At 57.6% G+C, this 25,904-nt stretch carries 20 protein-coding genes and 1 tRNA gene; 5 read left to right on the forward strand and 16 right to left on the reverse strand.

Annotated features, from left to right (window positions below; genetic code table 11):
* Positions 1-7: 7 nt before the first annotated feature.
* Positions 8-1,507: a RimK family protein gene (locus R1T46_RS16095; RefSeq protein ID WP_317306156.1), complete on the reverse strand. Its 1,500-nt coding sequence runs from the start codon at positions 1,505-1,507 to the stop codon at positions 8-10.
* A 241-nt stretch (positions 1,508-1,748) separates the two neighbouring features.
* Between R1T46_RS16095 and R1T46_RS16100 the strand changes: the two genes are divergently transcribed.
* Positions 1,749-2,861, forward strand: a complete 1,113-nt coding sequence (locus R1T46_RS16100) for a GNAT family N-acetyltransferase/peptidase C39 family protein (protein WP_317306157.1) — start codon at positions 1,749-1,751, stop codon at positions 2,859-2,861.
* On the opposite strand, the gene uvrB is transcribed toward R1T46_RS16100, so the two are convergent.
* Entirely contained in the window at positions 2,858-4,903 is a 2,046-nt protein-coding gene (uvrB, locus tag R1T46_RS16105) for an excinuclease ABC subunit UvrB (RefSeq protein WP_317308323.1), read from the reverse strand. The genes R1T46_RS16100 and uvrB overlap by 4 nt on opposite strands.
* A 233-nt stretch (positions 4,904-5,136) precedes the next feature.
* On the opposite strand from uvrB, the gene R1T46_RS16110 reads away from it, so the two are divergent.
* On the forward strand, positions 5,137-6,321 hold the full coding sequence (locus R1T46_RS16110; RefSeq protein WP_075196909.1) for a pyridoxal phosphate-dependent aminotransferase: 1,185 nt from the start codon (positions 5,137-5,139) through the stop codon (positions 6,319-6,321).
* Between the two features lie 69 nt (positions 6,322-6,390).
* Positions 6,391-6,466, forward strand: a tRNA-Asn gene (locus R1T46_RS16115).
* A gap of 422 nt (positions 6,467-6,888) precedes the next feature.
* On the opposite strand, the gene pyrF is transcribed toward R1T46_RS16115, so the two are convergent.
* The 12 genes from pyrF to purU form a co-directional block, all read right to left on the reverse strand.
* Positions 6,889-7,605, reverse strand: coding sequence for an orotidine-5'-phosphate decarboxylase (pyrF, locus tag R1T46_RS16120; protein ID WP_407070134.1), 717 nt, complete (start codon positions 7,603-7,605; stop codon positions 6,889-6,891).
* Positions 7,606-7,632: 27 nt separating this feature from the next.
* Complete coding sequence (gene lapB, locus R1T46_RS16125; protein ID WP_036208447.1) at positions 7,633-8,802, reverse strand: lipopolysaccharide assembly protein LapB; 1,170 nt, start codon at positions 8,800-8,802, stop codon at positions 7,633-7,635.
* A complete protein-coding gene (locus tag R1T46_RS16130; RefSeq protein ID WP_300496763.1) occupies positions 8,802-9,104 on the reverse strand; it encodes a LapA family protein in 303 nt (100 codons plus the stop codon). The genes lapB and R1T46_RS16130 overlap by 1 nt, the downstream gene beginning before the upstream one ends.
* A 71-nt stretch (positions 9,105-9,175) precedes the next feature.
* Positions 9,176-9,472: an integration host factor subunit beta gene (locus R1T46_RS16135; RefSeq protein ID WP_007154691.1), complete on the reverse strand. Its 297-nt coding sequence runs from the start codon at positions 9,470-9,472 to the stop codon at positions 9,176-9,178.
* Positions 9,473-9,604: 132 nt separating this feature from the next.
* Positions 9,605-11,299, reverse strand: coding sequence for a 30S ribosomal protein S1 (gene rpsA / locus R1T46_RS16140; RefSeq protein WP_317306159.1), 1,695 nt, complete (start codon positions 11,297-11,299; stop codon positions 9,605-9,607).
* 131 nt (positions 11,300-11,430) lie between these two features.
* On the reverse strand, positions 11,431-12,111 hold the full coding sequence (gene cmk / locus R1T46_RS16145) for a (d)CMP kinase (RefSeq protein WP_036208449.1): 681 nt from the start codon (positions 12,109-12,111) through the stop codon (positions 11,431-11,433).
* Entirely contained in the window at positions 12,111-14,339 is a 2,229-nt protein-coding gene (locus R1T46_RS16150; protein ID WP_317306160.1) for a bifunctional prephenate dehydrogenase/3-phosphoshikimate 1-carboxyvinyltransferase, read from the reverse strand. Before R1T46_RS16150 ends, cmk begins: the two co-directional genes overlap by 1 nt.
* Before the next feature lies 1 nt (position 14,340).
* Positions 14,341-15,468, reverse strand: coding sequence for a histidinol-phosphate transaminase (hisC, locus tag R1T46_RS16155; protein WP_317306161.1), 1,128 nt, complete (start codon positions 15,466-15,468; stop codon positions 14,341-14,343).
* A 30-nt stretch (positions 15,469-15,498) separates the two neighbouring features.
* Entirely contained in the window at positions 15,499-16,596 is a 1,098-nt protein-coding gene (gene pheA, locus R1T46_RS16160) for a prephenate dehydratase (protein ID WP_317306163.1), read from the reverse strand.
* A gap of 2 nt (positions 16,597-16,598) precedes the next feature.
* A complete protein-coding gene (gene serC / locus R1T46_RS16165; RefSeq protein ID WP_317306164.1) occupies positions 16,599-17,681 on the reverse strand; it encodes a 3-phosphoserine/phosphohydroxythreonine transaminase in 1,083 nt (360 codons plus the stop codon).
* Complete coding sequence (gene gyrA, locus R1T46_RS16170) at positions 17,665-20,244, reverse strand: DNA gyrase subunit A (protein WP_317306166.1); 2,580 nt, start codon at positions 20,242-20,244, stop codon at positions 17,665-17,667. Before gyrA ends, serC begins: the two co-directional genes overlap by 17 nt.
* A gap of 127 nt (positions 20,245-20,371) precedes the next feature.
* A complete protein-coding gene (purU, locus tag R1T46_RS16175) occupies positions 20,372-21,226 on the reverse strand; it encodes a formyltetrahydrofolate deformylase (RefSeq protein ID WP_317306167.1) in 855 nt (284 codons plus the stop codon).
* Between the two features lie 174 nt (positions 21,227-21,400).
* Here purU and ggt point away from each other — a divergent pair, with 174 nt between their 5' ends.
* Together ggt and R1T46_RS16185 are read left to right on the forward strand one after the other, a co-directional pair.
* The gene (ggt, locus tag R1T46_RS16180; protein ID WP_317308324.1) at positions 21,401-23,098 is read left to right on the forward strand and encodes a gamma-glutamyltransferase; all 1,698 of its coding nucleotides are present in this window, start codon (positions 21,401-21,403) and stop codon (positions 23,096-23,098) included.
* Between the two features lie 25 nt (positions 23,099-23,123).
* On the forward strand, positions 23,124-23,372 hold the full coding sequence (locus R1T46_RS16185) for a YkoF family thiamine/hydroxymethylpyrimidine-binding protein (protein WP_317306168.1): 249 nt from the start codon (positions 23,124-23,126) through the stop codon (positions 23,370-23,372).
* A 58-nt stretch (positions 23,373-23,430) separates the two neighbouring features.
* On the opposite strand, the gene R1T46_RS16190 is transcribed toward R1T46_RS16185, so the two are convergent.
* Both R1T46_RS16190 and yghU read right to left on the reverse strand, forming a co-directional pair.
* Positions 23,431-25,014, reverse strand: a complete 1,584-nt coding sequence (locus R1T46_RS16190; RefSeq protein WP_317306169.1) for a PQQ-dependent sugar dehydrogenase — start codon at positions 25,012-25,014, stop codon at positions 23,431-23,433.
* Positions 25,014-25,892 carry a glutathione-dependent disulfide-bond oxidoreductase gene (yghU, locus tag R1T46_RS16195; protein ID WP_317306170.1) on the reverse strand — a complete coding sequence of 293 codons (879 nt, stop codon included), beginning with the start codon at positions 25,890-25,892 and terminating at the stop codon, positions 25,014-25,016. The genes R1T46_RS16190 and yghU overlap by 1 nt, the downstream gene beginning before the upstream one ends.
* Positions 25,893-25,904 lie beyond the last annotated feature (12 nt).

Consider the following 25,904-nt stretch of genomic DNA (forward strand, 5'->3'; position numbering starts at 1 on the left):
AGGGCGTTTAGCGACGCCGCTTTTCCTCCATGCGGGACAGGAACTCCTGCATGATCAGCGTGTAAAGTTCCCCACCCAGAAACCGGTCTTCAACGCCTGCGTCAATGCTGGGGTTGTCGTTTACCTCAATGACTGCCACACGGTTACCGGACTGCTTGATATCCACACCGTAAAGGCCATTGCCGATCAGACGTGTGGCGTTGAGCGCTGCCTGGATTACGTTCCGGGGCACCTCGTACGTCGGCATGGTATCGAAACCACCGCTGTCCACTTCCGCGCCACCGTGCTGGTAGATTTGCCAGTGCCCCTCCACCATGTAGTATTTACAGGCATAGATGGCCCGGCCGCCAAGCACCCCAATACGCCAGTCATAGTCGGTGTAAAGGTACTCCTGGGCCAATACCAGCGCGGACTGTTTGAACAGCTCTTTCAGGCCCGCCCGCAGCGATTTTTCATCCTCCGCCTTGGTGACTCCCCGCGAAAAGGCGCCGTCAGGAATCTTGATAACGGCAGGAAAGCCCAGCTCGCGAATCACCTGTTCAGCACTGTCTTTCTGGTCTTTGGAAAGGATCAGGGTTTTCGGCGTCGGGATTTTGTTGTTGTTCAGCAGGTCGGCCAGATAGACCTTGTTGGTGCATCGCAGGATCGACACTGGATCGTCAATCACCACCATGCCTTCTGCCTCGGCCTTGCGGGCGAAACGATAGGTGTGATGATCGATGGCTGTGGTCTCGCGAATAAACAGCCCATCGTATTCCGGCAGCCGCATATAGTCACGGCGGCCGATCTGCTCCACGTTGATGCCCAGCTTACGTCCAGCCTTCTCGAATTTTTCCAGAGCCTCTTTGTCGCTGGGAGGCATTTCCTCGTCCTCATTGACCAGCATCGCCAGATCAAACCGATAACGACGGCGGGTGCGGGGCTTGCGCCAGACCATGCTACTGAAACGGTCAAACGCCGCCGCGAAGGCATCCTGTTCTTTCCCTTTCAGGTCCGCTGGACAACCCGGCTTCATGGACGCTATCTGCCAGGTTTTGCCACGGCGGAACACCACGTCCAGAACCGGGCACGGAAAACGCTCAAACAACGCGCGGGCAACCGGCTTCAAATCCCCATGTTCCGCCTGCCCGAAATACGTGCGGACACGCACTTCGCGAGTGGCGTGGTTGTTTTCACCGGCGGGCTCGATCTCCGCCCCGGCCGCCTCAAGCCAGTTGATGACGCTGGCATCCAGTTCATCCAACTGCAGCGAAAACAGCCCCTTGCGGCTGAGGTCGTTGAGCGTCATCACAGACGGCACCACATGATGGCCACGAGCCTCGGCCAGCAACGAACAGTAATAGCCACGACTGAGGTACCGGGCGCTCTGGCACAGGTTGATCACCCGCACCCGGCTGGAGGTGGGCGCGGAAAACTGCAGATACTGATCAAAGGTCAGCACGTCTTCACTGGGGTAATACGGCGCCCAGTCCTTGGCGCGGTCAACAACAATCAACAATCGTGACATCAGTGGCATTCCTCCATGAAGGCAGTGCCGGAAGCGTGAGGAACACAGGCCCACCATGCATCGACGGTGCCTGTACAATCTCGCAACAATACGCCGGAACGCTTTAGCCTACAATTAGCACGAAATGCGTGCTTTTACGCATGATTGCACGCTATCGGCAACGTCAGCACTCACTCATAATAGCCGTCAAAGCTAAGTCCGGCGAAGCCGCCACATTTGAGGTATCCAGAGTTCTTTCACTATGACATCCCTCGTTTTTCGTCACGCCACAAGCGATGATCTGGACGCACTGGTAAAGCTGGAAGATCGCTGCTTCACCGAAGACCGGATCTCACGGCGTAGCTTCCGGCGCTTCCTGGATATGCCCCGGGATCGCCTGATTGTTGCCGTGGCCGGCGACGAGCTTGTGGGCTATTGCCTTGTATTGATGAGCGCTGCAACCCGGCTGGCTCGAATCTATTCCATTGCGGTATTACCGGCCGAACGCGGTCGCAACATCGGCGAGCAACTGGTTCGGGAAGCGGAAGAGGCTGCCGTCGACGCCGGCCGCATCGTGATGAGACTCGAAGTGCGGGAAGGCAATTCCCCGGCGATACGGCTCTACCAACGCCTGGGCTATCGCCAGTTCGGCACCTATCGGGACTACTACGAAGACCACGGCACCGCACTGCGCTTCGAGCGTCGTATCCTGTTCTACGAACCTTCGCGGGAATTTCCGGCGGTACCCTATTACCCCCAGACCACAGAATTCTCCTGCGGCCCGGCAGCCCTGATCATGGCCATGGCGGCCCTGGATGAACAGCAGCCAATGACCACCCTGGAAGAACTGAAACTCTGGCGTGAGGCCACCACCATCTTTATGCTCGCCGGCCACGGCGGCTGCGGCCCCCACGGCCTGGCACTGGCTGCCTGGCACCGCGGTTTCCACGCCAGCGCCTACATCAGCAAAGAGGGTGCTCTATTCAAGGATACGGTTCGCAACGACGACAAAAAGCGGGTTCTGGAACTGGTACACGAAGGCTTTCTCTACGACATCGGCCAGACTGGCATCGAACTCCATCACGACCCGCTCACCCTGGATGGTATGGAGGCTGCCCTCCACGATGGCCGTGTGCCGGTGATCCTGATCAGCACCTGGCAACTGAATCGCAGCCGCGTGCCACACTGGGTGACGGTATGTGCGATGGATGATCAGTTTGTATACCTGCACGACCCGGAAATTGATACGGAGGTTGGTGAGACCGTCGCAGACAAGCAATACCTGCCGGTAGACCGCCGGGTGTTCGACCGCATGTCCCGATACGGCAAGAACCAACCGTTGCAGGCAGCGGTCATAGTAGGACCAAGGCGTTAGCCGGTCCGCAAGGCGGCCTCTTTAAGCTCGGAAATATCATCCCGTAACCGCGCAGCCGTCTCGAAGTCCAGATCCGCGGCGGCCTTGTACATATCGTCTTCCAGGCGGGTGATCTCCTTGAGAACCTCTTCCGGAGAGCGGTTACCCGCCTTGGCACGGTACTTCTCTGCCTCCTCGGCGGCCTTCTCGCCCGGACGCTCGGCCTTACGGCGACCGCGACCACCGCCGCCACCGCCACCACCGGCACCTTCCATGATATCCGCAATCTTCTTGTTCAGACCCTGCGGCGTGATGCCATGCTCCTCGTTATGGGCCGCCTGCTTCGCTCGGCGGCGTTCGGTTTCGTCGATCGCCCGCTGCATGGAACCGGTGATCCGATCGCCATAGAGAATCGCCTTGCCGTGGAGGTTACGGGCGGCGCGGCCAATGGTCTGGATCAGCGAACGTTCCGAACGCAGGAAACCCTCCTTGTCGGAATCCAGGATAGCCACCAGGGATACCTCGGGCATATCCAGACCTTCCCGCAGCAGGTTGATGCCCACCAGTACGTCAAACTCACCCCGGCGCAGGTCGCGGATAATCTCAACACGCTCTACGGTATCGATGTCCGAATGCAGGTAACGCACACGGATATCATGCTCCATCAGGAAGTCGGTCAGATCTTCGGCCATACGTTTGGTGAGCGTGGTTACCAGAACCCGCTCGTTGACGTCAGTGCGCAAGCCGATTTCCGAGAGCAGATCGTCCACCTGAGTAGAGGCCGGGCGAACTTCGATTTCCGGATCCAGCAGTCCGGTTGGCCGCACCACCTGTTCGACCACCTGCCCTGCGTGCTCGGCTTCGTAGTTGCCGGGGGTGGCGGAGACAAACAGCATCTGCGGCGCAATTCGTTCCCACTCGTCAAAGCGCATGGGCCGGTTATCCAGCGCAGAAGGCAGTCGGAAGCCATACTCCACGAGGGTTTCCTTGCGGGACCGGTCGCCCTTGTACATGGCGCCGATCTGGGGAATGGTGACGTGGGATTCGTCCACCACCAGCATCGCATTGGCTGGCAGGTAATCGAACAACGTCGGAGGCGCTTCGCCCGGCTGGCGACCGGACAAGTACCGCGAGTAGTTTTCGATGCCGTTGCAGTAGCCCAACTCCAACATCATCTCGATGTCATACCGGGTGCGCTCTTCCAGACGCTGCGCTTCCACCAGGCGGTTGTTGTCCCTTAGTTGCTGCAGGCGCTCATCCAGCTCGACTTTAATGCGCTCAACGGCATCCAGCACTTTCTGCCTTGGCGTGACATAGTGCGATTTCGGATAAATGGTGACACGGGGCACACGCCGGAGAACCTCACCGGTCAAGGGATCAAAGTAACTGAGGTTTTCCACCTCGTCATCGAACAACTCAATGCGGATGGCTTCTTTCTCGGATTCCGCCGGAAACACATCGATCACATCCCCCCGCACCCGATAGTTTGCCCGGTGAAACTCAACGTCGTTGCGGGTGTACTGCAGTTCAGCGAGGCGCCGGAGAATGTGACGCTGGTCGATCTGGTCGCCCCGGTCCAGGTGCAACATCATTTTCAGATAGGACTGGGGATCACCCAGGCCGTAAATGGAGGAGACGGTGGCAACGATGATGGCATCCGGCCGTTCCAGCAGGGCCTTGGTCGCCGACAGACGCATCTGCTCTATATGTTCGTTGATGGAGGCGTCTTTCTCGATGAACGTATCGGACGATGGTACATAGGCTTCAGGCTGGTAGTAGTCGTAGTAGGAAACGAAATACTCCACCGCGTTGTCCGGGAAAAACTCACGAAACTCGCCGTACAACTGGGCCGCCAGGGTTTTATTGTGGGCCATGATGATGGTCGGCCGCTGAACCTGCTGAATGACGTTGGCAATGGTAAAGGTCTTGCCCGAGCCGGTCACACCCAACAGCGTCTGGTGTGCCAGGCCGGAGTGGATACCGTCCACCAGCCCATCAATGGCTTTGGGCTGATCCCCAGCTGGCTGAAACGGGGAATCCACCTTGAAGGCGCCGTCTTTCATGAGCGCGCCGGTTTCTGAAGTGGCCATAGTCTGGAGACATCCTTCGTTCATTCAAAAGTGATCTAGGCAACACACTGCACCGCGAATATCAAAAGGTGCAATCTGCAGAGAAACTTATCGTCACGCGGGCTTCATGATACCATCTGAATCGTCAAAGGCGGCCTGAACATGGTGGAAACCACTACCCCGAAGCCGCCGGAGCCCTATCAGACGCAGCTTTAAGGAGCGCAAGTTTGGACCTTCAACTTTCCAGCCGAGTACAGGCGATCAAGCCCTCTCCCACCCTCGCAGTCACCAACAAGGCAGCGGAACTTCGCGCTGCTGGCCAGGACATTATTGGCCTGGGTGCCGGCGAGCCGGACTTCGATACCCCGGATCACATCAAACAGGCGGCCATCGAAGCCATCAACAACGGCCAGACCAAGTACACCGCCGTGGATGGTACGCCCGCACTGAAAAAGGCGATCATTGCGAAGTTCAAACGGGACAACGGCCTGGAATACGAAGCCAACCAGATTCTGGTAAGTGGTGGTGGCAAGCAGAGCTTTTTCAACCTCGCGCTGGCCACACTGAACAAAGGCGACGAAGCCATTATTCCGGCGCCGTACTGGGTATCGTATCCGGACATGGTGCTGGTGGCTGAAGGCAAACCGGTTATCATCGAAACCAGCGCCGACACCCGCTTCAAGATCACCCCGGAGCAGCTGGAAAGCGCCATCACCGAGCGCACCCGCCTGTTCGTGATCAACAGCCCGTCCAACCCCAGCGGCATGGCTTACAGCCTGGACGAGCTGAAGGCAATTGGCGAAGTGCTGAAGAAGCATCCGCAGATCATGATCGCCACGGACGACATGTACGAGCCGATCCTGTGGACCGGTCAGCCGTTCTGCAACATCCTGAACGCCACGCCGGAGCTGTACGATCGCACTTTCGTTCTCAATGGCGTGTCCAAGGCTTACTCGATGACAGGCTGGCGCATCGGCTACGCCGCTGGCCCGGCAAAAATCATCGGCGCAATGAAGAAAATCCAGTCCCAAAGCACATCCAACCCGGCCTCGATTTCCCAGGCGGCCGCAACGGCAGCGCTGGATGGTCCTCAGGCCTGCGTGCAGGAAATGGTCACGGCGTTCAAGGAACGTCACGACTACCTGGTAGAAGCCCTGAATGCCCTGCCCGGCGTTGAATGCCTGCACGGTGACGGGACCTTCTATGTATTCCCAAGCTTCCAGGCGGCCATTGACGCAGACTCGGGTGTCAGTAACGACGTAGAGTTTGCCGAGAAGCTGTTGAAGGAAGCCGGCGTGGCTCTGGTACCGGGCTCCGCTTTCGGTGCACCGGGCCATATGCGCCTGAGCTTCGCCACCAGCCTGGATACGCTGAAGCAGGCCATTGAGCGTTTGCAGAAAGCGCTGGGCTAAAAATCCTGGCAAGGGGTTGACGAGGCGTTGGGGTAACCTTAATATACGCGCCTCGTCACACGACGACGTTCCCCGATAGCTCAGTTGGTAGAGCAACGGACTGTTAATCCGTTTGTCGCTGGTTCGAGCCCAGCTCGGGGAGCCACTATTCCGAAAAGCCGCTAGTCCTCTGGATTAGCGGCTTTTTTTGTTTCTGATCTTAGTCCCAACCCAGCCTTCTAATGAGGTGCCCCACGGCGGGGTAGGACTTCTTTCCCAAAAAACGCTACAAGCACGTCCGTGTGCGCTTGGGCTCCGCCATCCATGGCTCCGCACATTTTTGGAAAAGAAGTCCTACCCCGCCTGATTGATCCACACAGTTATTGAAAAGCCGAATCGAGCTTTCGCGGCGATATCTGAAAACTTTGAAACGGTGCGGTGGGGCCTCCCTCTCGAAAATGTGCGGAGCCATGGATGGCGGAGCCCAAGCGCACATGGATGTGCTCGTAGCGGTTTTCGAGAGGGAGGACCCACCGTACCGAAGCACCACACCATCAGGCTAAAACAGAATCAGACCAAGAACCACGGCTAGAGGCCAACTACCTCAGAGTGAATAGCCTCCAACGCAGCCAGAGGATCAGCAGCCTGCGTAATCGGGCGGCCGATGACCAAGTAGTCGGAACCGGCTTTGAGGGCATCTGTAGGCGTCATGATGCGTTGCTGGTCGCCCTTGTCGGCAGACAGCGGACGGATGCCCGGGGTGACCAGTTTGAAATCCTTGCCCTGCTCTGCTTTCAGCGCCGGCGCTTCCTGTGCGGAGCAGACGACGCCGTCCAGGCCGCAGTTGCGGGTCAGAGTTGCCAGGCGGGAAACCTGGGCTTCCGGGGAATCTGTGATACCGATACCGGCAAGATCCTCCGGCCCCATGCTGGTCAGCACAGTAACGGCAATCAGCATTGGCCGATCCTTGCCGAAGCTTTCCAGGCGGTCGCGGCAGGCGGTCATCATTTTCTCACCGCCGGAAGCATGCACGTTCACCATCCAGACACCCAGGTCCGCCGCGGCCGCTACGGCTGCGGACGTTGTGTTCGGGATGTCGTGAAACTTCAAATCCAGGAAGACGTCGAAGCCGCGGCTCTGCAGGTCACGAACCAGAACCGGCCCTGAACGGGTAAACAACTCTTTGCCGACTTTAAGGCGACATTTCGCGGGGTCCAATTGATCAATCAGAGCCAATGCGGGCTGATCGGAGGGGAAATCCAGGGCAACGATGATTTTGGAATTATCGGGGGTTTGCACAGTCAGTTTCCTGCAGAATATCGTGTTTTCGGGTTATTCAGCTTCCACGCCCTGGATTGGGCGAACGGTTTCCCACTGCTTGCAGCTGGGGCACAGCCAATGCAATTGCTGTCCGGAAAAACCACAGTTTACACATCGGTATACCGGGCGGTTGGCGAGTATCAAGTGGCCGATGCGGCTGACCAGGCGGCCTTCGTCCGTCGTCATGCCTTTTTCATAGCCCGCCAGTTCCACCAGGCGCAGCAGACCGCGGACGCTGGGGCGAACTTCCAGTTCCCGCCGCAGTAACTCGATTGCAGCCATGCGGCCGGATGTGCGCTCTACGGCTTCAACCAGCGCCAGCAGCAAGCTTGTGCTCGGCCAGGCTTCGTAGAACTTGCCTAGCTTCTTGACCAGACGACCAACATCGCCGTGTTCGCGTTCAAGCTTCATCAGCCGGTCTACCGCTTCTGAGCCGAACTCTGGGTTCTGATCGAAGACTTTCAAGCTTTGGCTGGCTGCGTCCCGGTAGCTGCCCTGGCGAATGAGCAACTTCATCATGATAAACGTGGCCCGGACACAGGAACGATCGTACTCCAGCGCTTCCTTGGACAGCTTCTGAGCCATCCAGCGGTCGTCGTGCTTGAGGGCATCCTCAGCCTGCTCGCAGGTAATATAGGCCAGCATTTTGTACATGCGGGCATCGTGGTCGCCGGTCGTCAAGGTACGGGCGACCTGCCCCGCCTTACCCCATTCCTTTTCCTGCTGATACAGCTCAATCAGTTGTAATGAAGACTTACGCCCGTACTCCCTGTCGCCCATCAGTTGATGAAGCAACGCTTCTGCTCTGTCCAGAAGGCCTGCATTCAGGTAGTCAATGGCCAACTCGTAGGTAACCTGCTGGGAGTATCGTGGCGGCAGTTCCGGACGGGCAAGGAGGTTCTGGTGAATCAGAATGGCCCGATCGGTCTCGCCCTTGTGGCGGAAATGGGCGCCGATAGAGAGGTGCAGGCCCACCGTTTCCTTGTTCACAGCCAGGGACTGAACGAAGTTCTCAACCGCCTGATCGGAATAGTTGGTGAACAGAAATTGCAGACGATCCTTGACGGATTCCTCGTCGGAGATGGGTGTTTTGGAGCGTTCCCTGGTGCTGCCCATTCGCCCCACAAACCAGCCAGCGGCCACCGCAACCGTTAACAGCAGCCATTGAAGCACTATATCCATTAAAGCGTCCGGTCGTTCTGGGCCCTGGATTTCTCCAATGCCTGCTCAGTACGAGCAAGTCGTTTTTCAAGGTTACGGCGGGAAACCGATGTGCGAACGGTTGCAAGCATGGTAATCAGAACTCCGATCAAAGCGCCGATCACAAAAGACAGGATAATCCAGACGGCGACACCGTGAGGCTGAGTCTCAAAGAGCAGGAAATTGAGGGAGACCGCCATCTGATTATTCAGGGAGAAAACAAGTGCTACCAGAACCAGAACCAATACCAGCAGAATGAGAAGGACCTTCTGAAATCCGGCCATAGTCGCAATGCTCCACACGGACCTGGTTGTTTATCTCAGGACCTGGTTAACGTCTTTCCCCAAGAGGGTAATCAGAAGCCCTTTTTAAGGCTATCGTTTACCTGCTCGCGCAACTCCTTGCCTGGCTTGAAGTGCGGAACAAATTTGGCCGGTAATTGCACGGCTTCCCCGGTTTTCGGGTTACGCCCGGTTCTGGCTGCGCGATGGTGCAACGAGAAACTACCAAAACCCCGGATCTCGATTCGCTGGCCATCCGCCAGTGATTGGGACATGTGCTCGATAATCGTTTTCACAGCCAGTTCCACATCCTTCACTGAAAGCTGCGTCTGCTTGGACGCAATCAGCTCTACCAGTTCAGATTTCGTCATTGGGCTCATCCCTCTTTACATTATTATCGGATAGCCGGTTACCAGCTCCTTGCCACTAGTTTAGCCAAACCAGAAAAAAACACAAAAAAAACGGGCTCTTAGAGCCCGTTTTTTTCATACCAACCGGAGATGTTATTCCTTGTTGGCGTTTTGCTGCTGCATCTGCTCTTTGATGAGATCACCGATGGTGGTCGCACCAGAGGAAGATTCAGCCGCTTTGGCGCGAACACCTTCCAGCGCCTGCTTGTCGTCTTCAACGTCCTTGGACTTCACAGACAGGTTGATGACGCGGTTCTTGCGGTCGATGCTGATGATCTTCGCTTCAACTTCGTCGCCTTCGTTCAGCGCGTTGCGTGCGTCTTCAACACGGTCACGGCTGATTTCAGAGGCTTTCAGAACAGCTTCAACTTCGTCGTTCAGGGTGATGGTAGCGGCTTTTGCATCAACCGCAGATACCGTGCCCTTCACGATGGAGCCCTTGTCGTTCAGCTGTACAAACTCGGCGAACGGATCGCTTTCCAGCTGCTTGATGCCCAGGGAGATGCGCTCACGCTCGGGATCAACAGACAGGATAACGGTTTCAACTTCGTCGCCCTTCTTGTATTCACGGACGGCTTCTTCGCCAGTCTCGTTCCAGCTGATGTCTGACAGGTGAACCAGACCATCGATGCCGCCGTCCAGGCCGATGAAGATACCAAAGTCAGTGATTGACTTGATCTTGCCGGAGATACGGTCGCCTTTGTTGAACTTGCTGGAGAAATCTTCCCACGGGTTAGCAACACACTGCTTGATACCCAGGGAGATACGACGACGCTCTTCGTCGATGTCCAGAATCATCACGCCCACTTCGTCGCCAACCTGAACGACTTTGGACGGATGAATGTTCTTGTTGGTCCAGTCCATTTCGGACACGTGAACCAGGCCTTCAACGCCTTCTTCCAGCTCAGCGAAGCAGCCGTAGTCGGTCAGGTTGGTTACACGTGCAGTAACCTTGGTACCTTCCGGATAACGACCCTTGATATCGACCCAGGGATCTTCGCCCAGCTGCTTCAGACCCAGTGATACGCGGTTGCGCTCACGGTCAAACTTCAGAACCTTGACGTTGATCTCGTCGCCGACATTGACGATTTCGCTCGGATGCTTGATGCGCTTCCAGGCCATATCGGTGATGTGCAGCAGGCCGTCAACACCGCCCAGATCTACGAACGCGCCGTAGTCGGTCAGGTTCTTGACGATACCCTTGATTTCCAGACCTTCGGTCAGGGTTTCGAGCAGAGCTTCACGCTCAGCACTGTTTTCAGCTTCCAGAACGGCGCGGCGGGAAACAACCACGTTGTTACGCTTCTGGTCGAGCTTGATAACCTTGAATTCGAGTTCCTTGTTCTCCAGGTGCGCGGTATCGCGAACCGGGCGAACATCTACCAGCGAACCAGGCAGGAAGGCACGGATGCCGGCCAGATCGACGGTGAAACCACCCTTGACCTTGCCATTGATAACACCCTTAACCACTTCTTCAGCTTCGAAGGACTTCTCAAGTACCTTCCAGGCTTCTGCGCGCTTGGCTTTCTCACGGGACAGACGGGTTTCACCGAAGCCGTCTTCCACAGCGTCGAGAGCTACGTCAACAACCTCGCCGATAGCAACTTCCAACTCGCCTTTTTCATTGAGGAACTGGGAGGCGGGGATAACACCTTCGGACTTCAGTCCGGCGTTAACGGTGACCCAGTCGTTATCGACGTCTACAACGGTTCCCTGGACGATGGAACCTGGTTGCATGTCAATTTCTTTTAGGCTTTCTTCAAAAAGATCCGCAAAGCTCTCGCTCATTATGTGTCCTATGTGATCAACGCAAGTTTACTCCGTGCTACCAGCAACACGGTCTGTTAGTTTCAATCCGGATCCAGCCAGTGGCTGGCCGATAACGCCGAACCCGGAATTTCAACAACAAAAAGGTGTAGTCAGGCCTGACCTGCTGCGGCCATAACCCTGACTAGCACCTCTTCTATACTCAACCCCGTCGAATCAATGACTTGCGCATCGTCTGCAGGCTTGAGCGGGGCGGCGGCGCGGTTCATATCCCGCTCATCGCGCACCCGTATCTCCTTTAAAAGGGCGTCAATATTAACATCGACCCCGGCGTCCTTCAACTGGCTGTAGCGTCTTTGCGCACGCTCTTCGGCACTGGCTGTCAGGAAGATCTTCACCGGCGCATCCGGAAACACCACCGTTCCCATGTCACGGCCGTCCGCGACCAGCCCGGGAGGCTTCTGGAAATCGCGCTGGCGCTGCAACAGGGCGTCGCGCACCGGCTGCATGACAGCCACCTTCGAAGCATTATCGCCACAGGTCTCTGTACGTATATCTGCGGTGACGTCAACACCAGCCATCAGTACCTTTGCCGGCTCACCTGGCGGAGTCGGTTCAAACGCCACATCGAGGCTGGCGGCGACGTTTACCAGGGACGGCTCATCATCCAGGGACACGCCCTGTCGCTCTGCTGCCAGCGCGGTGAGGCGATAAAGCGCACCGCTATCCAGCAGGTGCCATCCAAGCCGGCGGGCGAGCATCTGGGTAATGGTGCCCTTACCGGAACCGCCAGGGCCATCCACGGTAATAACCGGAGCCTTGCTTTCAGCCATTATTCAGCCCCTTCGGCGGCAATATTGATACCTGTCTGCTTCGCCAGCTCCACAAAGCCCGGGAATGAGGTGGACACGTTGGCGCAATCAGTCACCTCGATCTCCCCTTCAGCCCGCAGGGAGGCAACGGAGAACGCCATGGCAATGCGGTGGTCCCCGTGGCTGTTCACGGTTCCGGCGGTCATCGCCTGCCCACCATCAATGATAATACCGTCTGGAGTGACAGTGGTTTCCACTCCGAGCGCGGTCAGGCCGTCAGCCATCACCTGGATGCGATCACTCTCCTTGACGCGGAGCTCCTCGGCGCCGCGCAGAACCGTTCTACCCTCGGCGCAGACTGCGGCAATGAACAGCACGGGGAATTCGTCGATTGCCAGCGGCACCTGATCCTCGGGGATGTCGATACCCTTGAGTTCGGCGGAACGGACGCGAAGATCAGCGACCGGCTCCCCACCAATCACACGCTCTTCGAGAACTTCTATATTGGCCCCCATCATGCGCAGAATATTAATCACCCCAACCCTCGTCGGGTTCATGCCTACGTGGCGGATGGTCAAGTCGGAATCCGGGGCGATACTCGCCGCAACGAGGAAAAACGCTGACGAAGAGATATCCGCAGGTACGTCTATGGCGGTGGCGGTCAACGAACCGCCACCGGTCACACTGGCCGTCGCGGTATCGCGATGCACGTGATAACCAAAGCCTTCCAACATACGCTCAGTGTGATCCCGGGTAGGGGCTGGCTCGGTAACGGAGGTTACGCCCTCGGCATAGAGACCGGCGAGTAGCAGGCAGGATTTAACCTGGGCGCTGGCCACCGGCATTTCATAATGGATACCGGTTAGCGCATGCCCACCCCTGATTTTCAAAGGCGGCCGCCCGCCCTCCGCAGTGTCAATCACCGCCCCCATTGCTCGCAGCGGATCTGCCACACGTCCCATGGGACGCTTGGACAGGCTTTCGTCGCCGGTGAGTTCGGAATCAAACGGCTGCGCCGCCAGCAAGCCAGAGAACAGGCGCATGGCAGTACCGGAATTGCCCAGATACAAGGGGCCGCGCGGCGCCTGGAGGCCGTTAATACCGACGCCGTGAATGCGGACAAACCCCGCGTCCGGCCCTTCAATGGTCACGCCCATGTCGCGGAACGCCTGCAGGGTCGCCAGGCTATCCTCGCCTTCAAGGAAGCCTTTCACTTCTGTGATACCGTCGGCGAGCGCGCCCAGCATGATGGATCGGTGGGAAATGGATTTGTCGCCCGGTACGCGTATCTCGCCGGAAATCCGACCGCCGGGCTGAAGACGGAACGTTACCTGTTTCTGACTGTTGTTTGTCACGTAAGCCTGTCCTGAAATCATCTTTGAAAAATGTTCCCGCGCCGCCTTGGCGCGACTGAAAACCCGCAACAGAGTTGCACTGTCCTGATCGGCGATGGCGGTACGGAGCTGATCCAGATCGTGGGTAAAATGATCAATGACGCGTAACACCGCCTCCCGGTTAGAGAGAAAAATATCGTGCCACATCACCGGGTCACTGGCTGCAATTCGGGTGAAGTCCCGGAAGCCGCCCGCTGCGTAGCGGAAAATATCCAGATTTTCGTCCTCGCCCGCCAGGGTATCCACCAGCGAGAAGGCGATAAGATGGGGAAGATGACTGGTGGCAGCCAGCACCTCGTCGTGATAGGCCACCGACATGGTCAACACCGTCGCACCACAGCCTTCCCACAATGCCCTGAGCTTCTCCAGGTCGGGCTGACCAACGCTCTCTGCCGGCGTGAGTATGACCTTGTGATTGGCAAACAACTCGGGATTCGCCGCGCGGATGCCGCTTTTTTCGGAACCGGCGATGGGATGCCCGGGTATCACTTTCACGGGCAGCTCGCCAAACACCTCTCGCACATCGTTGACGAAACTGGTCTTGGTGCTTCCGACGTCCGTCAACACGGCGTTTTCACCAAGATGGGGTCTGATTTCCGCCAGCACTGCCCGCGTTGCCTTAACCGGCACCGCCAGCACCACAAGGTCACTGCCAGCCACTGCCTCAGCAACCGACCCGGCAGCTTCATCAATAATGCCCAATTCTTTGCCAAGCGCCAATTCGTCCGCGCGCTTGTCAGCGCCCACAACAGTCACCGCGAGGCCATTGTCGCGGATCGCTTTGGCCAGAGAACCACCAATCAGCCCAAGACCAATAACAGCAACACGCTGGAACAGTGGCTGAATCTCGGACACGTTACTCTCCCCGTCCGCTGGACGTATCCAGTGCACGGGCCAAAGCTTCGATAAACCGTGCATTTTCTTCGGGCAAGCCAATCGACACCCGCAGATGCCTGGGTAGGCCGTAGCCGCCAATCGGCCTGACAATCACACCCTGCTCCAGTAGCGACTGATTGATGTCAGCCGCCCGTTCGCCCACATCCACAGCAATAAAGTTGCCGGCGGACGGAATGTATTCCAGACCCATTTCGTTAAAGGCAGATTCAAGCTGCTTCATCCCCCCTGCATTCACTTCGCAGGAGCGCCGCAGGTAATCTTCATCGTCCAGTACAGCCGTCGCAGCCACCAAAGCCAGAGAATCTACATTAAAAGGCTGCCGTACTCGGTTGAGAAAATTGGCAATCTCCGGAGAACTTACACTGTAGCCAGCACGCAGCGATGCCAGCCCCCAAGCCTTGGAGAATGTCCTAGTAACGATCAGGTTCGGGTAGCGCTCGAGCAACGACAGACCATCCACATAGCCCTCACCCTGCAGATATTCGCAGTAGGCTTCGTCGAGAACCACCAGAACCCTGGGGGGAATACGGGCCAAAAACGACTCGATCGCCTCGGCACCATGAACCGTGCCCGTGGGGTTGTTGGGGTTGGCCACAAACACCAGCGCGGTGCGATCCGTTATCGCTTCCACCATGGCATCGAGGTCATGGCCATAGTGCCTTGCGGGTACCGACACGCCTTTGGCGCCAATCGCCTGGGTAACCAGAGGGTATACCGCAAAGGCGTACTGGGAGAATACGACTTCCGAGGCGGCATCTGCAAAGCACCGCGTGATCACTTCCAGCACATCGTTGGAACCGTTGCCAAGGGTAATCTGCGAGGGCGTCACGCCGTACCGTGCAGACAACGCCTGCTTAAGATCAAACCCATTGCCATCGGGATAGCGACAAAGCTCGTCCAGAGCGCCCTTCACCGCCGCCAGCGCCTTTGGGCTGGGCCCAAGAGGATTCTCGTTGCTGGCCAGCTTGATGATGTTTTCGGGCTTCAGGCCCAGCTCCCTGGCCAGCTCATCAATGGGCTTGCCCGGCTGGTAGGGGGATAACGCCTGCACACCTTTGACCGCCAGACTTTGGTAATCAATCGACATTTCGACCTTCCTCAGCCATTTGCGTTTCTGTCACAGGACCCCAATAGGATAGGACCCCAGGCGCTTCAGCTCGACCGCCTCTTCATCGATCTCTGACAGCACCTTGCTGACCTGTGTATCTTCGACATGGCCTTCGAAATCGATATAGAACACATAGGCCCAGGTACCGCTGGGCGATGGGCGGGTTTCGATACGGGTAAGGCTCAGACCGTGTTTGTGGAACGGCTCCAGCAACTGATACAAGGCGCCGGGCTTGTTGCGCATTGATACCAGAATGGACGATTTATCGTTGCCACTGGCTGGCACCTCCTCGCGACCGATAATCAGGAACCGGGTGGTGTTGTCCGGTCGGTCTTCGATGCTGGCCGCCAGCATCTCCAGACCATAGAGTTCCGCCGCCATGTCCCCTGCGATCGCGGCCGTGCCCGGTTCTTCCGCTGCCCGCCTTGCGGCTTCGGCATTACTACTGACCGTGACCCGCTCGATACCGTAACGATGGGTATCCAGCCACTGCCGGCATTGGGCGAACGACTGCTGATGGGAATAGATACGGACAATGTCCTGCCCCTGGTGTTTTGGCGATACCATCAGGTGGTGATGTATCCGCAACTGTACTTCGCCGCAGATCTTCAGTGGCGAGGACATAAACATATCAAGGGTATGGTTGATCATGCCTTCCGTGGAGTTTTCCACCGGGACCACGCCATAGTGGGCCGCGCCGGATTCCACTTCACGGAACACCGCATCGATGGCGGGCAAAGGCACGCTGACCACAGAGTGTCCGAAGTGCTTGAGCGCCGCCGCCTGGGTAAAGGTGCCAATCGGCCCGAGGAAAGCGATGTGCATCGGTTTTTCCAGCGCCAGGCAAGCAGACATGATCTCCCGGAACAATCGGGCCATCTCCTCGCCGGACAGCGGCCCAGGGTTGCTATCCTTTATACGGCGCAATACCTGGGCTTCGCGTTCCGGACGGTAGAAGAACACATCCTCATCCGGGTTGGCTTCCATTTTCACGCGAGCCACTTCCTGGGCACATTCCGCACGTTTGCTGATCAGGTCCATGATCTCCTGATCCAAACGATCGATATCGTTCCTCAACTGCCCGAGACGGGCCTGCTCATCACTCATGATCAGCCCCACTCCTTCGCAAACACGGTCATGTAGTCAATCAACGCATCAACACCGGCTTCTGGCATGGCGTTGTAGACGCTGGCCCGCATGCCACCGACGGAACGATGGCCCTTGAGATTCAACAACCCCCTCTCGTTCGCGCCTTTCAGGAAGGCACTATTGAGCGCGTCGTCCGCCAGGGTGAATGGTATATTCATCCACGAGCGGAAGCGCGGTGTGATCGGGTTGGCGTAGAATTCATTCTCATCAATAAAACCATACAGTTTGCTGGCCTTACGACGATTGACCTCACCCATGGCCGTAACACCGCCCTGCTCTTTCAGCCATTTGAAAACCAGACCTGCAAGGTACCAGGAGTATGTGGCCGGCGTGTTGTACATGGAGTCATTATCCGCAATCACCCGATAATTCATCATCGTCGGCGTGATTTTTAACGCTTTTCCCAGCAGATCCTTGCGAATGATCACGACCACCAGGCCGGACGGACCGATGTTCTTCTGGGCCCCGGCGTAGATCAGGCCGAACTTCGAGACGTCCAACGGGCGTGACAGCATGGTGGACGACATGTCCGCCACCAACGGCACGGAACCGCTCTCCGGCACGAAGTCGAACTCCAATCCGCCGATGGTTTCATTGGGCGTGTAATGCAGGTAAGCCGCATCGGTGCTCGTAGCCCAGCTATCCTGATCGGGAATGCTGGCAAAGCCACTCGATTCGCTACTTGCCACGACATTAACCTGGCCATATCGGCTGGCCTCGGCGATGGCTTTCTTCGACCAGATACCCGTGTTCACGTAGTCCGCAGACGTTTTGTCGCCCAACAGGTTCAGTGGAATGGTCGAGAACTGGCTGGACGCACCACCCTGCATGAAGAGTACGGCGTAATCATCTGAAACGCCGGCCAATTCCCGAAGGTCTTTCTCGGCTGTTTCGGCGATTTCCACGAACTCGTCACTGCGATGGCTCATTTCCATCACGGACATGCCGGTGCCGCGCCAATCCAGCATCTCTTCCCGTGCCTGCTGCAAAACGGGCTCCGGCAAGGTGGCCGGACCTGCACAAAAATTATACGCCCTGCTCATCACTTCCTTCCTCACCGTCGACCTCTTCGGCATCGGTTTCGGCGATACGCTCAACGCCTACAAGGCGCTCGTCTTCCTGGCTCAGCTTGATCAGGCGAACACCCTGGGTGTTCCGGCTCAGAACCGACACTTCGTCGGTGCGGGTACGCACAAGCGTGCCCTTGTCCGAGATCAGCATCATCTCGTCGCCTTCAAACAGCTGCAACGCCGTGACCAGATTGCCGTTACGCTCGGAACACTGCATGGCAATAACGCCCTGGCTGCCCCGGCTGTAGGTCGGAAACTCGTCGAAGGTAGTGCGTTTACCGTAGCCGTTTTCACTGGCCGTCAGCAGAACCGCGTCTTCCTGCGGAATGATCAGCGATACAACATGATGCCCTTCCGGCATTCTGATGCCACGCACACCTCGGGCCGTACGGCTCATCGGACGTACCGCTTCCTCGTTGAAGCGAACGGCCTTGCCCGCCGAGGAGAACAGCATGACTTCCGCATCACCCTTGGTGATGGCCGTACCAATCAGGGTGTCACCCTCGTCAAGCGACAGAGCAATCAGACCATTGCTGCGCGGACGGGAGAAATTCGGCAACGGCGTTTTCTTGACCACACCCGCCGAGGTGGCCATCAGCACGTACTGGTCTTCCGGATAGTCACGAACCGGCAGGAAGGTGGTAATACGCTCCCCTTCTTCCAACGGCAGGATGTTGACCATCGGACGACCGCGGGACGCGCGGCTGGCCCGGGGAATCTCGAACACCCGCAACCAGTACACCTTGCCCCGGTTGGAGAAGCACAGAATGGTGTCGTGGGAGTTCGCTACCAGCAGTTTCTCAACGAAATCTTCGTCTTTCATGGATGTGGCGGCCTTGCCACGACCACCACGGCGCTGGGCCTGATAGTCTTCGACCGCCTGGGTCTTGGCGTAACCACCGTGGGAGATGGTCACCACCAGATCTTCCTCGTCGATCAGGTCGGCGATAGTCAGGTCACGCTTGGAACTGGTAATTTCGGTCAGACGGGTATCGCCAAACTCGCTCACCACGGCTTCCAATTCCTCTCGGATCACCTGCATCAGGCGGCCCGGGTCGCCCAGGATGTCCAACAGGTCGGCGATCTTCTCGAGAATGTCCTTGTACTCGTTCTGTAGCTTTTCGGTCTCAAGACCAGTCAGGCGGTGCAGGCGCAGGTCCAGGATTGCCTGGGCCTGCTCTGGCGACAGATGGTAAAGGCCGTTGCGTAGACCAAAGATCTCCGGCAGGTCGTCGGGGCGGCAGGCATCTTCACCCGCGCGCTCAAGCATCGCCAGAACGTCACCCGGAGCCCAGCCCTGGGCCATCAGCTTTTCTTTCGCCTCGGCCGCAGCCGGAGACGCCTTGATCAGCGCGATGATCTCATCGATGTTTGCCAGTGCGACCGTGAGGCCTTCCAGGATATGGCCACGCTCGCGGGCTTTACGCAGTTCGTAAATGGTACGGCGGGTAACCACTTCACGGCGATGCCGGACAAACGCGTCCAGCATTTCCTTGAGGTTCAGGATTTTCGGCTCGCCGTTGATCAGGGCGACCATGTTGATGCCGAAAACCGTCTGCAACTGAGTCTGGGCAAAGAGGTTATTAATGACCACATCGGGGTTTTCACCACGACGCAGCTCAATCACTACCCGGATACCTTCCTTGTTGGACTCGTCCCTCAGCTCGGAGATGCCCTCCAGTCGCTTCTCTTTTACCAGCTCCGCAATTTTCTCGATCAACCGGGCTTTGTTCAGCTGGTATGGCAGCTCGGTAATAATGATGGCGTCGCGGTTGGTTTTCTTGTCGTGCTCGATTTCATGGCGGGCACGGATATAGATACGCCCACGACCGGTGCGGTAGGCCTCAACAATGCCAGCGCGACCATTAATGATGCCCTGGGTGGGGAAGTCCGGCCCCGGAATATGCTCCATCAGGTCGTCGATGGTCATATCCGGATTATCAATCAATGCCAGACAGCCGTTCACAATTTCCGTCAGGTTATGGGGCGGAATATTGGTGGCCATACCCACGGCAATGCCTGAGGAACCGTTTACCAGCAGGTTGGGAATCCGCGTGGGCAGTACGTCCGGAATCTGTTCGGTGCCATCGTAGTTGGCCACGAAATCCACGGTTTCCTTGTCCAGATCCGCCAGCAGGGAGTGGGCAATCTTCTCCATGCGGATCTCGGTATAACGCATGGCAGCCGCGTTGTCGCCGTCGATGGAACCAAAGTTACCCTGACCATCCACCAGCGGGTACCGCAGGGAAAACGGCTGGGCCATACGAACAATGGTGTCGTAAACGGCCGAGTCACCGTGAGGGTGGTACTTACCGATGACGTCACCCACCACACGGGCGGATTTCTTGTAGGCCTTGTTCCAGTCGTTGTTGAGTTCGGACATGGCGAACAGCACGCGGCGATGCACCGGCTTAAGGCCGTCGCGCACGTCTGGAAGTGCCCGCCCGACGATGACGCTCATGGCGTAATCGAGATAGGACTGTTTGAGCTCGTCTTCAATATTTACCGGCAGGATCTCTTTGGCTAACTCACCCATCGAGAAAGGTTCCTTTGCATTTGCTGGAAGTCGTTTCAGGGCCCTTCAAAGCGCCCCATAGTTATTCTTTAACAAGCGGCCAATACTACCACATTCAACCCCTTAGCGGGGGATATGGCGGTGGCCGTCAGTCAAAAACCACAGTCTTGTTTTCATAGGTAATCACACGATCTTCGATGTGTGCCCTCAAGCCTCGTGACAGCACGTTCTTTTCCACATCCTTGCCAAGCCGAACCATGTCTTCAATGGAATCACTGTGGCTGATGCGGACCACGTCCTGCTCGATAATGGGGCCTTCGTCCAGATCCTGAGTTACGTAGTGGCAGGTGGCGCCAATCAGCTTCACACCCCGGCTATAGGCCTGATGGTATGGGCGCGCGCCTGCGAACGACGGCAGGAAACTGTGATGAATATTGATCACCTTGCCTGGGTACTTCTCGCACAGGCTGCCCGGCAGGATTTGCATATACCGGGCCAGAACAACCACATCGGCTTCGTAGCCTTCTATCAGACCATCCACTTCACCGAAGGCCTCGTCGCGGTTGTTCTGGTTGATCGGTATATGGTGGTAGGGTATCTCGTGCCACTCCACCATACGCCGGAGGTCTTCATGATTGGAAATAACCGCCACAATTTCGGCATTGATCTCACGGCTGTGCCAGCGATGGAGCAGATCCGCCACGCAATGGGATTCCTTGCTGCACATCAGGATGACTTTCTTGGGCTGGGCCGAATCAGCAATGTGCCAGTTCATATTGAACTCGCGGGCAATCGGCTCAAAGGCCGTGCGGAACTGGTCCAGGCCAAAGGGGATCGAATTGGCCTTGATTTCATGCCGCATGAAGAACCACCCGGTCTGGGTGTCGGAGTGGTGGCTCGCCTCTGTAATCCAGCCATTGTAGGTCGACAGAAAGTTACTGACCTTGGCAACGATCCCCACCCGGTCCGGGCAGGAAATCACAAGACGATAGGTATGCTCCATGGAAGCCTTTCCTTAATCTGATCCGGGATCACGGGTGCGCAGGTTCACACCCTTAAAAATGACCGGCTATGATAGCTTATCTGAGCACCAGAAACGAGGCACAGAAACATGGATAGACACCCCCTACAGGTAGGTACCCGAAAAGCCGTCGCAGGCCGCTCACTGGCCGCGAGAATGATGATCGCCCTGGCGCTGCTCTTACCTCTACAGCCGGTAACTGCAGAGGCCATTCTAGAGGGAGAGCGCCACCACCCGGTTCAGGCCAGGAACGGCATGGTGGCCACCAGCCACACCCTGGCCACCGAAGTTGCGTTAAACGTGCTGAAGAACGGCGGCAATGCGATGGATGCCGCCGTTACGGCGGGATTCGCCCTGGCGGTCACCCAGCCGCGCTCCGGCAACATCGGTGGTGGCGGGTTTATGCTCTACGCTCCGGGCAACGGCGAAGCAGTTGAGGCCATCGACTACCGGGAGAAAGCACCGGCCGCTGCCACCGAAACCATGTTCCAGGACGACGATGGTAACGTGGTCGAGAATCGCAGCCGCTTCACCCACAAGGCGTCCGGCGTGCCCGGCACCGTCGCCGGCCTGACGATGGCGCTTGAACGCCACGGTACGCTATCGCTGGAACAGGCCCTGGCCCCGGCGATCAAACTGGCGCGGGAAGGCTTTATTGTACCCGCACGCTTCACCGAGGGCCTGGAACAGGCGCAGGAACGACTGCAGCGCTGGCCGGCGACTCTCGCAACCTTCTATAAAGAGGACGGCTCTCCGTGGCAGCCAGGTGAACGATTTCGGCAACCAGAACTCGCCGATACCCTTCAACGCATTGCCGATCAAGGCATCGATGGCTTCTATCAGGGCAAAACCGCGCAACTCATCGTAGAGGAAATGGAACGAAACGACGGCCTGATCACACTTCAGGACCTGAAGAACTACCAGCCCCGGGTCCGCCAGCCGGTTCATGGCACCTACCGCGGCCACGACATTTATTCCATGTCACCACCCTCTTCCGGCGGCACCCACATCGTGCAGATCCTTAACCTTCTTGAGGGATACCCGCTCGGCGACTTTGGCCACAATTCCGCCGCCAGCATTCACCACATGGCCGAAGCCATGAAGCTCGCCTATGCCGACCGCGCGGAATACCTCGGAGATACTGACTTTGTGGAGGTGCCGCTAAAGGGCCTGACCAGCAAGGCCTATGCCGAAGCGTTGCGTAAAACCATTGATCCGGCCAAAGCCAGGCCGTCGACCGAGATCAGTGCCGGTAACCCTGGGGCCTATGAAAGCCCGGAAACCACCCACTTCTCCGTTGTCGACCGCTGGGGCAACGCGGTTTCCAATACTTACACCATTAATTTCAGCTACGGGTCCGGCATCACCGTTGACGGGGCGGGGTTCCTTTTGAACAACGAAATGGACGACTTCAGTGCCAAACCCGGCGAACCCAACGCCTATGGACTGATCGGTGGCGAAGCCAATAAGGTGGAACCCGGCAAGCGCATGCTGAGCTCCATGTCGCCGACCATTGTCAGGCGCGATGGTCGTAACTATCTGGTTACGGGAAGCCCCGGCGGGTCCCGAATTATCACGACAACCTTGCAGGTGCTGCTGAATGTGATTGATCATGGCATGAACATTCAGTCTGCGGTGAGTGCCCCGAGGATTCACCACCAATGGTTGCCAGACGAGATCCGCATTGAACAGGGCATCAGCCCGGATACCGTGCGACTGCTGGAAGAAAAGGGGCACAAGGTGGTGACAAAAAGTGCCATGGGCGCCATCCAGAGCATACTGATCGATACTGAAGGAACCCTCTACGGCGGTGCAGACCCGCGCCGCAGCACATCCTCAGCCATGGGCTATTGAGGGGCATACAGCCCCGGGAGGCATTATGTTTTTATCCGTTCAACTGAGTTGTTACCCACTCACCGATGACTATAAGCCGCCCATTCGCGCCGTTATCGAGCGTCTTGAAAAAACAGGTCTGGAGATCCATTCGGGCCGTATGAGCACCGAAATGTTCGGTGAGTACGATGAAGTGATGCGCGTACTGTCGGACACGATGAAATGGTCGTTCGAGGAATACGGTAAAGCGGTGTTTGTGGCCAAGATCATGGAAGGTGATCGCCGGCCACGCTAATAACCAAGACTTCAAGGAAGGAGCCACGGATAGCTACCCTGCTATCCGTGGCTGACATCTAGTCCGGTGTTACTCTCAGAACACAGCCGTCAGCACTGTCGGTGAGCAGGTAAACCGCCCCTTCCGGGCCGGTTACCACATCCCGGATACGCTCATCTAGCTCACCGAACAGAGTTTCCAATTCCGTTGCCTCGCCGTCCGCCAACCGGACACGATGCACCTGCCGCGTCACCAGCCCGCCAACCAGCAGATCGCCCTGCCACTGAGGAAACAGATCGCCGGTATAAACGGTCATGCCCGATGGAGCGATGGATGGCGTCCAGTGCAGCAGCGGCGCCTCAACGCCCTCACGCTCCTCGAACGGGGTTACCCGCGCGCCGGTATAATCCAGCCCATGAGTGGTGACCGGCCAACCGTAATTGGCGCCCGGGCGAATGACGTTGATCTCATCACCACCCCGGGGCCCGTGTTCATGAGCAATCAGCCGGCCCTGATCGCTGTCGTAGGCCAGCCCCTGCACATTGCGGTGACCATAGCTGTAGATTTCACCCTGGTAGGAGTCGCGCCCTGCAAAAGGGTTGTCATCCGGCACACTGCCATCCGGGTTAAGACGCACGATACTGCCAATGTGGTTTTGACGGCGCTGGGCCTGCTCGCGGTAGTCGAAACCGTCTCCGAGAGTTAACGCCAGCGTATCATCCGGCAGCCACACCATCCGCCCGCCATAGTGGGCATTGCCTTTTTTGGCCGGTTGCACCCGGAATATTTCGCTCACATTCTCCAGGCCCTGCTCACCTAGTTGGCCCCTGGCCAGGCAGGTGTGATTGGCATTCATGGTGCCACAGGCATAGCTCAGGTAGATCTGGTGGCTGTCCTCGAAGTCTTGGGCGGGAAGCACCTCAAAAAGCCCTGCCTGGCCGGATGCGAAAACCTCCGGTACACCATCCAGCGGTTCCGGCATCAGGTCACCGTTGGCCGTCAGCATTCGCAACCGTCCCGGCCTTTCGGTAACCAGCATTCGCCCGTCAGGCAGGAACGCCAGTGACCAGGGGTGTTCGAGGCCGCTGGCCACGGTTTCAATCGTATAATTTGGCGCATCATCCGCTACGGCATCAGATTCAGGCAGCGCCAGCCCGGCAACCATCAGCAACATCGCAACAGGCACTGCCGAGGCTTTGCCATTTTTACGGGGCAAACGGGAAACCAGAACGGCAAACAACAAACCAGAGAGAGCAGCCGTTACCAGCATGGCCAACAGTCCACCCATATCTCGTGTGGCAGCGATCAACGTAGGCATGGGCGCCAATGCATCCACAATCCGAAAAGTCGCCCACAGACCGACCGCCGCGGCAAGCGGGCACAACCACAAACGGCCTGAAGGACCAGCCAGCCGGGCCACAAGAGACGCGGCAACCTGGGAGAATAGAAAACTGAGCCCGAAGAGGATGGCGTACAGAGGTGCAAAGTTCAGCAGATCCTGAACTGTGGTTTCCAGGCGGGCTCCCATACTGACTTCAACCCCCAGGCCTTCCAGTGCCTGGAGATTGAACTGGGTTTGCACAAGGCTGCCCAGCACCGAGCCCACAATCAACGCGACGATGAACGCCAGCACCACTCTCCCCCAGCCAACCGATGCTGCCATTACTTCTCTCCGGAAGGCTCCAGCTTGTCCTGAGTGCGCAACTCGAAGTCACTGGCGTCGTGCCGCTCATGCAACTGCCTGCTCTCCTCGCCCCAGGTGCGGTTTACCATCAACCCCCGCTTCACCGCCGGGCGTTCTGCGATGTCATCGGCCCAACGCACCACGTTCTTGTAGGTATGCGCTTCCAGGAATTCCGCCGCTTCGTACACCTTGTTTTTCACCAGTGCGCCATACCAGGGCCAGATCGCCATATCTGCGATGGTGTATTCGTCACCCGCGATGTAGCGATTATCGGCCAGTTGCCGATTCAGCACATCCAGCTGGCGCTTCACTTCCATGGTGTAGCGGTTGATCGGGTACTCGTATTTTTCCGGTGCATAGGCGTAGAAATGGCCAAACCCACCGCCCAGGAACGGCGCACTGCCCATTTGCCAGAACAACCAGTTCATGGTTTCCGTGCGCGCCACAATGTCCGTCGGCAGGAACTCGCCAAACTTCTCAGCGAGGTAAAGCAGGATGGAGCCGGATTCAAACACGCGGACGGCCGGCTTGTGGGTGTGGTCCATCATTGCCGGGATCTTGGAGTTCGGGTTTGCGTTCACGAAACCACTGCCAAACTGCTCACCCTCGGTGATGCGGATCAGCCAGGCATCGTATTCCGCTTCCTTGATGCCTTTGGCCAACAGTTCCTCGAACATGATGGTGGCCTTCACGCCATTCGGGGTCGCCAGTGAATAGACCTGAAACGGGTGCTCCCCTACCGGTAACTCTTTCTCATGAGTGGGGCCGGCAATCGGGCGATTGATCTGCGAGAAGGCTCCGCCGCTCTCGGCATCCCATTTCCAGACTCTCGGGGGCGTGTAGGTATCATCGGTCATTCATTCTTCCTC

Source organism: Marinobacter salarius (genome assembly GCF_032922745.1).
Lineage (GTDB): Bacteria > Pseudomonadota > Gammaproteobacteria > Pseudomonadales > Oleiphilaceae > Marinobacter.